10 protein-coding genes are annotated in these 9,308 nt (G+C 41.2%); 1 reads left to right on the top strand and 9 read right to left on the bottom strand.

The window, feature by feature from the left end:
• Positions 1–43: 43 nt before the first annotated feature.
• The 6 genes from ACE1CC_RS24935 to ACE1CC_RS24960 form a co-directional block, all read right to left on the bottom strand.
• Positions 44–1,525, bottom strand: coding sequence for a YcjF family protein (locus ACE1CC_RS24935; RefSeq protein ID WP_413273134.1), 1,482 nt, complete (start codon positions 1,523–1,525; stop codon positions 44–46).
• A gap of 591 nt (positions 1,526–2,116) precedes the next feature.
• On the bottom strand, positions 2,117–3,070 hold the full coding sequence (locus tag ACE1CC_RS24940; protein WP_413273135.1) for an asparaginase: 954 nt from the start codon (positions 3,068–3,070) through the stop codon (positions 2,117–2,119).
• Between the two features lie 108 nt (positions 3,071–3,178).
• Positions 3,179–3,679 carry a CGLD27 family protein gene (locus tag ACE1CC_RS24945; protein ID WP_413273144.1) on the bottom strand — a complete coding sequence of 167 codons (501 nt, stop codon included), beginning with the start codon at positions 3,677–3,679 and terminating at the stop codon, positions 3,179–3,181.
• 86 nt (positions 3,680–3,765) lie between these two features.
• Positions 3,766–4,209: a ribosome silencing factor gene (gene rsfS / locus ACE1CC_RS24950; protein WP_413273136.1), complete on the bottom strand. Its 444-nt coding sequence runs from the start codon at positions 4,207–4,209 to the stop codon at positions 3,766–3,768.
• A 450-nt stretch (positions 4,210–4,659) separates the two neighbouring features.
• Positions 4,660–5,931 (bottom strand): glycosyltransferase family 4 protein, encoded by a 1,272-nt coding sequence (locus ACE1CC_RS24955; RefSeq protein WP_413273137.1) that lies wholly within the window; start codon positions 5,929–5,931, stop codon positions 4,660–4,662.
• A gap of 1 nt (position 5,932) precedes the next feature.
• Complete coding sequence (locus ACE1CC_RS24960; protein ID WP_413273138.1) at positions 5,933–6,073, bottom strand: hypothetical protein; 141 nt, start codon at positions 6,071–6,073, stop codon at positions 5,933–5,935.
• A gap of 270 nt (positions 6,074–6,343) precedes the next feature.
• On the opposite strand from ACE1CC_RS24960, the gene ACE1CC_RS24965 reads away from it, so the two are divergent.
• Complete coding sequence (locus ACE1CC_RS24965) at positions 6,344–7,132, top strand: ion transporter (protein ID WP_413273139.1); 789 nt, start codon at positions 6,344–6,346, stop codon at positions 7,130–7,132.
• A 27-nt stretch (positions 7,133–7,159) separates the two neighbouring features.
• Here the strand turns inward: ACE1CC_RS24965 and ACE1CC_RS24970 are convergent, their stop codons facing one another.
• From ACE1CC_RS24970 to ACE1CC_RS24980, 3 genes are read right to left on the bottom strand one after another with little or no spacing between them, the layout of a single operon-like run.
• Positions 7,160–7,453: a hypothetical protein gene (locus ACE1CC_RS24970; RefSeq protein WP_413273140.1), complete on the bottom strand. Its 294-nt coding sequence runs from the start codon at positions 7,451–7,453 to the stop codon at positions 7,160–7,162.
• Positions 7,423–8,133: a hypothetical protein gene (locus tag ACE1CC_RS24975; RefSeq protein WP_413273141.1), complete on the bottom strand. Its 711-nt coding sequence runs from the start codon at positions 8,131–8,133 to the stop codon at positions 7,423–7,425. Before ACE1CC_RS24975 ends, ACE1CC_RS24970 begins: the two co-directional genes overlap by 31 nt.
• A 27-nt stretch (positions 8,134–8,160) precedes the next feature.
• Positions 8,161–9,162, bottom strand: a complete 1,002-nt coding sequence (locus tag ACE1CC_RS24980; RefSeq protein ID WP_413273142.1) for an ATP-binding protein — start codon at positions 9,160–9,162, stop codon at positions 8,161–8,163.
• Positions 9,163–9,308 lie beyond the last annotated feature (146 nt).

Below are 9,308 nucleotides of genomic sequence, written 5' to 3' on the forward strand. Positions count from 1 at the left end.
TTAAAATTACCAATAATTGCGTAATTTAATTAGGCGAATTAAATTACCCAAGTTTTTCTTCCGCAGCAAGTTGTAACTGAGGCGAACTCGGCATTAATTTACCCACAACTTGTTGCACAAAAGATTGTAGAAAAACCACTCGTTGATTCTGTTGAAAAACACTTTGCAATTTCTCTTTCAACCTTTCCACACTAAAAGCATTTTCCCCAATCTCAGCACTAATTTCTTGTTCTTGGAAATACTCAATTAAACTCAATCCGGCGATTCTTGTTAAATAAGCAGCACTAATTCCCTGCACAACTCCCCCAGCAACAAAGGTAATTGCATGACTTTTCAAAAATGAAGTAATTGTCTGGGTAGAAAGTTCTACTAACCCCAGTTTTAACATTGCACTTCCCATAGTTACAGCCACAGTTTGCGCTTGTTCTAAGGAGAATTTTTGCTGATAAACATTCGCTAAATCTAACACCATTTGAGCGTTAATTGCGCCTGTAGCAATTAAATCTAATGTTGGTACAGGATTAGCAAAAGCAGCAGCAGCGGAAATCCATTGATATTGTTCAATTATTGGCAGAGATCGATCGCGCCTCACCCCATTCAAAACTTCCTTCGCCTCACCTTTCAAAGCCACAGCTTCTCGCCAAGTTGTCGCCCAAACTAACTGTTGACTTTGTTGTGTTAAAATCACATTCAACCGTTCAGTTAAAGCTGAAATTGCCGGAACAGATTCTTCTAACCATTCTTGCACTGTTCCATCAGTTTGATATTGCCGAACTTTAATCGCTTTTGGATTAGCAGCGATCGCAATTACATCTTCTTTTTCTAATATTCCCTTTGTTCTTTCCCGGATTTGTTGTAAAACAATTTCCCGATCTTCCGGCAAATACTGATCTTCCTTATTAAAAACCAGCATTAACCGCTGATTAGCTGCCTTTAATTGCAGCAAAGTTTGCCATTCCGAATCTGTCAAATCCCCATTAATCACAAACAACAAAACATCAGCAGTATTAGCAACTTTCAAAGCTTCTGCTTCCGCTAATTTTCCAGTTTCATCAGCCACAAATAAAGCTGGTGTTTCCTGTAAACTCACAGTTTTTTTGGTTTCACTCAACCAATTTTCGGCTAAAACTTCTCTTAAAGTAGTTTTACCAACCGCTTTTCCACCAGCGATCGCTAAACTTAACTCTTGTCTGTCTAATTTAGTCGTTACTTCCCCAACTTTTTCTCGCAGTTTAGCGATGACATCACTATTAACTGCTTCTACCTCTAATTTATCGATTACTCTTTCTGCTTGCGCGATCGCCTTTTCCACAGTCGCCCTTTCTACCAGCGACAAATCAAAATCTACCTGAGTCTTTTTCGCCTTCTTTTGTCTGAGTAAGAACACGCCACCTAGAGCGATCGCACTCCATAAAGCATACTCTCCCAACTGCCCGATCGTATCATCCACACCTTGCCACAGCCAAAGCAAAAACGAAAGCCCAACTCCGCCAACTAAAATCGGTTTCCGTAAATTCACTGTCATAATTTTATTTGTATAAATAGCTAAATTCCAGCATAAAGCAAAAGCCCGCAAACATTTTTGTTTCAAGGGTTTTCTCTCGTCTCTCGTGTCTCTCGTTCCCAGGTTCCACCTGGGAACGAGGGAGAGGGAGGTTCTACCTCCTTTCTGGAATCAGATCTGACAAAGCAAAACCCCTAAAACAAAAATGTCTTAGGGGTTTCGCTTTTTAAATTTGGTGGCGGGAAGTGGATTTGAACCACTGACCTTCGGGTTATGCTTACCACTACAGCTTTCGCTGCCTGGACTTCCAGTTTGGGGTCTGGACTCTCCCTTCACCCTCAGCCTAACTGTTAGGGTGCCTCCCATCGAGTCTCTACACCTTCTCCATTTCTGGAGCTTGGCTCGGGATTACCACGCTAAAGGCTTCCCCGAATTTGAGAGGCGATCGCAAACAAGTTTCCCTGCTTACAGCCCATAACAAAATTAACTTTCAAGCGTTTAGTTAATTTTGCTTTGCGAGCCCGACGAGCTACCAGACTGCTCTATCCCGCGTCGCTTCGTTGCTTTTGATTCACTCTCACTAGTATAACCATAAACCAAATCAAATTGCAACTATAAAAGCGATAATTCTCCAATTACTTCCAGACGCTTGTAAGTACCCAAGTTGAGATAAGTTTCTGCCAAGGATTCAGCCACCGTCGGAGTAATCCAGCCCATTTGCCGCAACAGGTGAATAGCTACAGCACGTTTAGCACGTTGAGCACCATCTGTTACCTTAATCGCTAAACCCATGCCTTCACCAACACGACCAATGCACTGAATTCCTTCAGCGCCAGCCTTACTAACTATTTCGCCCTGAGTAAGCTTCATCAATTCCGTATCAAATTCGCCTGGGCCTGCCACCATATTTGGGTGACTAGTCATCGCCCGGACAATGCGTTCCATATCCAAATTGTTTCCAGAGGACAATTGAGCATACAAAGATGCCATTTGTCCCAACTGCATCAAATAGGTAGGAGCGCCACAATCATCATGAGCTTGAATAAACTCTTCTCCCGGCATTCGCAGCAATTCCGCGATTTTGCTCAAAATTAGCTGTTGTACCGGATGATTGCGCTGTAAATAGCTAACAGGCGACCAGCTGCGTTGCTGACAAACAGCCAGCATTCCCGCGTGTTTCCCAGAGCAATTGTATTCCAGTGGACTTTGCTTGCCTTCTGGAATGGGACACTGGAGCGCGGATGGATCGATATCACAACGCCAAAGTACATTAAAAACTTGTCGTACCTGCTCAATATTCCCTTGGTGGGAACTACAGATAATTGCCAAGTCTCGGTCTGACAGACCGTAACGTTCTAAAGTGCCTGTAGTAGTGACTGCCAGTGCTTGGAAAGGCTTGAGTGCTGAACGAGCAAAGGTAGCCGTTTCGGAATTACCAGCTACAGAAAGTACGCGCCCTTTGTCGTCACAAACAGCGGCTTGGACGCGATGTGCTGATTCAATAATGCCTTCCCGCAGCAGTCTAACTTCTAGTTCTGCGGTTTGAGTTCTTTTTCCCCTTGTCATGGGTAAGACTTTATCACTGAGGGGGACGATTCGGGAATTTTAGAATTTTGATTTTAGATTTTGGATTAATTCCCAATATTAATTTACAACTAATTAGGAGCCAGGGAGTTAAAGAAAAACCCAAATTAGGCTACCTAAACAGAAAATCAAAGCTAGCAATGCAAAAGTTTTGTTAAGTCGCTGAAGGATCGGTTGGACTTGGTAGGTGACAATTAAGCGATCGCGAGCGATCACTTCTGGTGGTTTATTCCAGCATTGCCCATCGTACCATCCTGATTCCTCGTAAAAAACGGTCGAATTGGTCAAGCGCTCGCGCACGTAACACCAGCCCAAATACAGCCGCAGCAGTGCCAAAATCATAAACACACTAGCTATTGCCCCACCACAAAGCATAAACTGACCCACAAGTTTTTGGGGCGGAAAACTTGCCGCTGCCACTGGCCCTGCGAGAAGCCAACTCCAACCCCAAATCCAAGCCATCTTTCGCGAATAACTTCCCCAATCAAGAGTAGCCCAGCTAAAAAACCAGGAATCTTTTAGTTCCTGGTACTCATTGATGGGTTGCTGTTCAAATGGTACCGGGCACACAGAAACAGAAGACTCCATCATCATTGCCATCCACTCTTATTTGTTAAAGCTTGCTGTCAAGCCAGCACGTTAAGACATTTGACAATTAAATTGAGTAGTGTAAATCATCAACTATCTTGTTCTTGAGGCAGATTAACTCGTTCTGCGTGTCCCCAGAATGCTTCCAGATTATAAAATTCTCGTTCTTTCGGCATCAAGATATGGACGATTACATCACCATAATCAACAAGTATCCAGTTAGCTTCTGCTTGTCCCTCAATTCTTAGAGGCTTACGTTGCCAATTTTCTTCTACTTTGCCTTGAATTGCTTGAGAAATTGCTCGCACTTGAACTCTAGAAAAGCCTGTGACTAAGACAAAATAATCAGCTAAATAGGATACATCTGACACCCGCAATACAACCAAGTCAGATCCTTTGCGGTCTAATGCAGCTTCTACAATTGTGGCAAGCATTCCTTGATCTGCGTCTTGACCTGCTGCTGCCTTATTAGCATCAGTATTTGCCACTGCGGTGGTCAAGGTGGAATTTACTGTTGGGAAGTTCTCGGACATTCAACTCCTTAATACTATGCAATTTTTTTTTATGATTCCTAATCTGAACAAAAGGTTCAGACCTGGGATTCCGTAACCAAAAGGGGTTTTCTATAGTTTAGCGTTCATCAGAAAAATCAATTTTGCCATTTTGCCTCTCATGATAACTTGCCTTTGAGAGTCATGGTATCTACAGGGGCAGTCGTTCAATATCTTGGTTTCTGGCGATTCCCATCTACCTGCCACAGGTTAATATAGTTTGCTTTATTATTAATCTATCCCCTAAACACAAGCTACAACCCAGTAAGTGCATACTTGGTCTGCCCAAAGTATGATTCGCGATCGCTCTTCATATTTCTTTATCAAAAACCACAAATCCATCTCCAGGAACGATCGCTTTCACGATACATCTAACAGAGATGGTTTGCTACTTATAATATTTATCGTAATTCCGACCCGGAAACAGGGGTTTTAGTTAGGCAAAGGTTTAACTTCGGAAGCTGTCTGCGGTACTATCTGCGGCATTAAAGAGGTAAAGAGTTCCTCATAACGACTCAATGCTTGTTCAGATGAGTAAAAATCGATCGCGTGTTGCCTACCTTGTTTGCCCAATTTTTCTGCTTTTTCTGGATTTTGGTATAGTTTGGCGATCGCAGAAGCTAAAGCTGCCGGATCTTCTGGAGGCACCACCACACCAGCACCGCTTTGTTGCACTGCCTTAGCCGCAGTTCCAGTAGCAGGTACCGAAGCCACGATCGGGCGACCACTAGCTAATATTACAGGAATTTTAGAAGGTAAATTAAAGGCAATTACATTGTGTTTTTGGGTAACTAAACTTACATCAGCAGCTGCCAACATTTCTGGCAACTTTTCTCTAGGTTGAAATGGTAAGAGCTTAACGTTATATGCTCCATACATTTGACAATAATCACTCACCCGCCCCAGAGCTTTGTCTTCCCCTACAATCACAAATACAATATCTGGATTATCTCTCAGACAAGCTGCTGCTTTAATCACAGTTGGCAAATCTTGAGTCAAAGCGATATTCCCCGAATAAAGCACCACAAACTTCCCTTCAAGTTGGTGAGCCTTACGGAAAGCATTATTTTCCTTTGGTAACGGGCGAATAAAATTGACATCGACCCAATTGGGAATCAAGTCTATTTTCTCTCTGGGGACACCTTTACCAACCAAGTTGTCCACAAATCCATCGGCAATTACGCTAATTCTAGTTGCGGCGCGGTTAGCAAATTTTTCTAAGGCTTCAAAAGCACGAATCACAAATTTATTTTTTAGCAATCCTACATGAACAGCCGCTTCATGTTGAATATCTTGAACGTTTAACACCACAGGGCAGTTATGCACCCATCCCGCTAAAGTAGCCGATAAGCAAACAGGTAGCGGTGGTACTGTGGTCAAAATTACATCTGGTCTTGGCCCAATTAAAGCCGGAATAAAGCTGGTTAAGACAAAGCTACCGTCTAATAGTAATCTATCTAGCAAACTCGGTTTCGGACGAATCCAAACGTAACTGCGCTCAATCTTAACGCCGTTTCTTTCTTCGCATTTATAGAACTTACCACGATACTCTGGATAAATACGTCGCTGCGGATAGTTCGGCATTCCAGTGACCACCCGAACTTCGTGACCACGTTTAACTAAGCCTTCTGCCAATTCAGTCATCAACGGGGCAATACCGATCGGCTCAGGATAATAGTTGTAGGAATAGATTAGGATACGCATATTAAAACTTTATGGAATTTGCTAGAGGAGTGGGAAGATTGTTTGTAATTTGCTTAGATAGATTTTTGTAGCGTGCCGCAGTTGCATGAGTTAATCCCATTGCTTCTGCTCCTGAGAGGTGTTCTGCTTTGTTTGTTTCCACCACTTACTTACACCAAATGTCGTTTACTCAAAATTAGCACGCTCAACAGTAGTAATACATCCCTGGTGGGTTTTGGTGAGTAATGATCTCCTGTTATCTGGATGGTATTAAACAAGTTCCCATTGCTCACACCCTAACTTAAGATACCCATCAATCGTCAAGTATTTATCGATCGCGCCAAAAAATACTTTTCTACACTACCTTGGCTTGACGAATTCAGTTTTGTCGTTTTAGATGCACTCTGTCACAGTCAGAATCTACGTTTGACCTATGCTGCTCCGCAAAAAAATCTCTTTTTATCTAGAAGACATTGAAACGCCAATTGGTAGATCCATTAATTTAATTATTACAGGTTTAGTTTTATTATCATCAGTAATTTTCGTCATTGAAACTTTTAGTATTTCTCAGGATATACGTAACAGACTCAACTATATTGATTCCGTAATATTACTGATATTTGTCTTGGAATACTTATTGCGTTTCTGGTGTGTAGAGAACAAGTATGAATTTTTATTTAGTCTTTACTCTGTAATTGACTTAATTGCTATTTTACCTGTGTTTATCGGATGGATAGACATTAGCTTTATCCGTCTATTTCGTTGGTTGAGAATTCTGCGATTGTTAAGATTCTTAGATCCCAAGAATTTACCTGGCCATCTTACCACAGAAGATAGTTTAATTCTGACTCGGATTATTTTTACTTTATTTGCGATCGTCTTTGTTTACTCTGGCTTAATATATCAAGTTGAACATCCTGTAAATCCTGAAGTTTTCCGAACTTTTTTAGATGCGGCTTATTTTTCCGTAGTAACGATGACAACTGTTGGCTTTGGTGATGTTACCCCCATCTCAGAAGCTGGTCGATTTTTGACGATTATGATGATTTTTACCGGGATTGCGTTGATTCCCTGGCAGGTTGGAGATTTAATTAAGCGCGTAGTTAAGTCGGCTAATCAAGTAGAAATCCCTTGTCATAATTGCGGTTTGTTCTTACATGATCCAGATGCTAACTTCTGTAAAATTTGCGGAACTAAATTGGAAAAGGACAGCAATGAATAAAAGCTTAACTTGCAATTTGTGTTCACTTTAAAAACTCCCAGTCGCTTGAATTTCTACCTGTTGTTCAACTTCTAGTAAGACCTGAGCTTTTGCGAGTGTAGCATAAATCTCAATATCAGCTTCTATTGCTTCAAAACTAACAACTAAAGAGTAGGGAACACTAGCTTCTGGATCGTTATTCCAACCTTCGTGTCCAACTACTGCTATACAGAAAGCTTCCGTGAGATCAAATGAATTAACAAATGTCCAATCTTTCTGAATCGTTCCTGCACTTCTAGAGACATCTTTAATTATTCCATGATGCTTTTGTTTACCCAACATCCATTTAAAAAGTCCCTCTCCTTTAATTGACGCTTTTGAATCCAGCTATTAATTCGTATTGCATATTTTTCATCACTTTCATCAGGGTTACGTTGTGGGTAATTAGGTAGTTGTGATTTAGTTCCCAGACAAGCAATGCCCACATCAATTGTATATATATCATTATCTTTAACTAAATCCCAATGCTCTATTAATCCTTGGGACAGAATGTAATCTGGTCGTCTAATGCTCTCCAGGATATCCCAAATTTCTGAAACTTTTTTACCTCCTGTTTCTTCTTTAATAAATTTTTCTATTTTTTCTCGTAACTTACTGAAGTCTGGATCGTTAACCGAGGCACCAACAATGTAACCATCTTCTAATTCAGCTATTACCTCAATTCCATATTTTCTCAAATCTTCTGCATCAAAAGCAATTGGATCAATTTGTAGAACGATCGGTTTAACTGTTTCAGGAAGTGGGGGTTTTTCCTCTTCTTCTCTTTTCTCTTGAGTATCTTCCCAATATGATATTAAGGAATCTATAGAACTTTTTAAGCGTTTACCATGTCCTTGCCTATCACTTAAATTTGCTGCTGTCTGAGGATTCTGTTTTCTTGCTCCCGACGGTGCTGGTGAAGCTGTTCCTTCTGTTGTTAACCTAAGCTGAATATGCGGAAATCCCTGAGAACTTTTAACCATCTTTTCTCCAAACACCAAAACTTAATTCTAGGAAACTTTAATTTCAGCAATAGCCTCTTCTAAATGCTCTTGAATAACTAGTTCCTCTCGTTCGAGAATGGCTCTTTTAGCAGCATCTTGTGCTACTCTTACAGCTTGAGCAGCAGAAAAACCTCTCATCTGCTCAATGATGCTAGACCAATTAATAGAACCTATTTCAATTGCAGATAAAGTTTCTTTTAGTATAAATTCTAACTCTTGCTTCCCAGGTAGTGGTACTTCAATTAAGTCATCAAATCGTCTCCACAAGGCAGTATCAAGAGATTTATTCAGGTTAGTAGCGGCTACCAATAGACCGGAGTTAGGCTCATATTCGTCTAAAATTTGCAGGAATGTATTAACTACTCTCTTAATTTCTCCTACCTCCTGAAAATCTTCTCTTGATTTAGCGATCGAATCACATTCATCTAAAAACAACACAGATGGATTTTTTGCTGCATCTTCAAATACCTGTCTCAAATTGCTCGCCGTTTCACCTAAAAAAGAGGACACCATCGCATCAAATTTAACTTTCAGTAGCGGTAATCCCGTATTCCAAGCTAAACGCTCTGCTCCTAGCGTTTTTCCACATCCGGGAGGGCCATATAAGAGAATTTTTTGTCTGTAGCGTAGTCCATATTGAGCCAGCCGATCTCTAGCCGCATACTCGCGCTCAATTCTGCGGAAACGTTTCTCAATATTTTCCGGCAGCACCATGTAATGCCGCAATTTATCCCTTGGTATGACGGTAAACAAAGGAAGATTCGATCGCTTACTCGTTGAGAGTTCGCTGAGAGCTTGTAAGTTCTGTGGTGTTGAAGAAGTTGCTTTACTGCTTGAGTTGGACTTTTCTTTCTGGCTCTTCTTTGTAATATTCTCTAATTGCTGAGCCAGCAGCGTGTGCCCCTTACTACGCTCTTCCTCAATAACTAGGTGTGTCAGTTTATCAATCGCTTCTTGGTCAGAACTAGCGATCGCCCTAAACAATCTTTTGAGAAGCTCTGCTTTCATTACGCCTGCTCTGAAAAACCTATCCAAACCTAACTAAACTTGTTAATTTGATGTGGTGTTTTCTTCCTGCTTCAACCAAGGGTGTCGGCACCAACTTGTCCACAGGCGTTAAGTTCAGGTCGAGCCGACCTTACTTTTTCAGGTGG

It is taken from the genome of Floridaenema aerugineum BLCC-F46 (assembly GCF_041929345.1).
In the GTDB taxonomy this organism is placed as follows: domain Bacteria; phylum Cyanobacteriota; class Cyanobacteriia; order Cyanobacteriales; family Aerosakkonemataceae; genus Floridanema; species Floridanema aerugineum.

Excerpts from the sequence above, each read along its gene's own strand:
- ACE1CC_RS24945 (WP_413273144.1), bottom strand. The coding sequence starts at position 3,679 with ATGATGGAGTCTTCTGTTTCTGTGTGCCCGGTACCATTTGAACAGCAA.
- ACE1CC_RS24975 (WP_413273141.1), bottom strand. The coding sequence starts at position 8,133 with ATGGTTAAAAGTTCTCAGGGATTTCCGCATATTCAGCTTAGGTTAACA.
- ACE1CC_RS24970 (WP_413273140.1), bottom strand. The coding sequence starts at position 7,453 with ATGTTGGGTAAACAAAAGCATCATGGAATAATTAAAGATGTCTCTAGA.
- ACE1CC_RS24980 (WP_413273142.1), bottom strand. The coding sequence starts at position 9,162 with ATGAAAGCAGAGCTTCTCAAAAGATTGTTTAGGGCGATCGCTAGTTCT.
- ACE1CC_RS24965 (WP_413273139.1), top strand. The coding sequence starts at position 6,344 with ATGCTGCTCCGCAAAAAAATCTCTTTTTATCTAGAAGACATTGAAACG.
- rsfS (WP_413273136.1), bottom strand. The coding sequence starts at position 4,209 with ATGTCCGAGAACTTCCCAACAGTAAATTCCACCTTGACCACCGCAGTG.
- ACE1CC_RS24935 (WP_413273134.1), bottom strand. The coding sequence starts at position 1,525 with ATGACAGTGAATTTACGGAAACCGATTTTAGTTGGCGGAGTTGGGCTT.
- ACE1CC_RS24940 (WP_413273135.1), bottom strand. The coding sequence starts at position 3,070 with ATGACAAGGGGAAAAAGAACTCAAACCGCAGAACTAGAAGTTAGACTG.
- ACE1CC_RS24955 (WP_413273137.1), bottom strand. The coding sequence starts at position 5,931 with ATGCGTATCCTAATCTATTCCTACAACTATTATCCTGAGCCGATCGGT.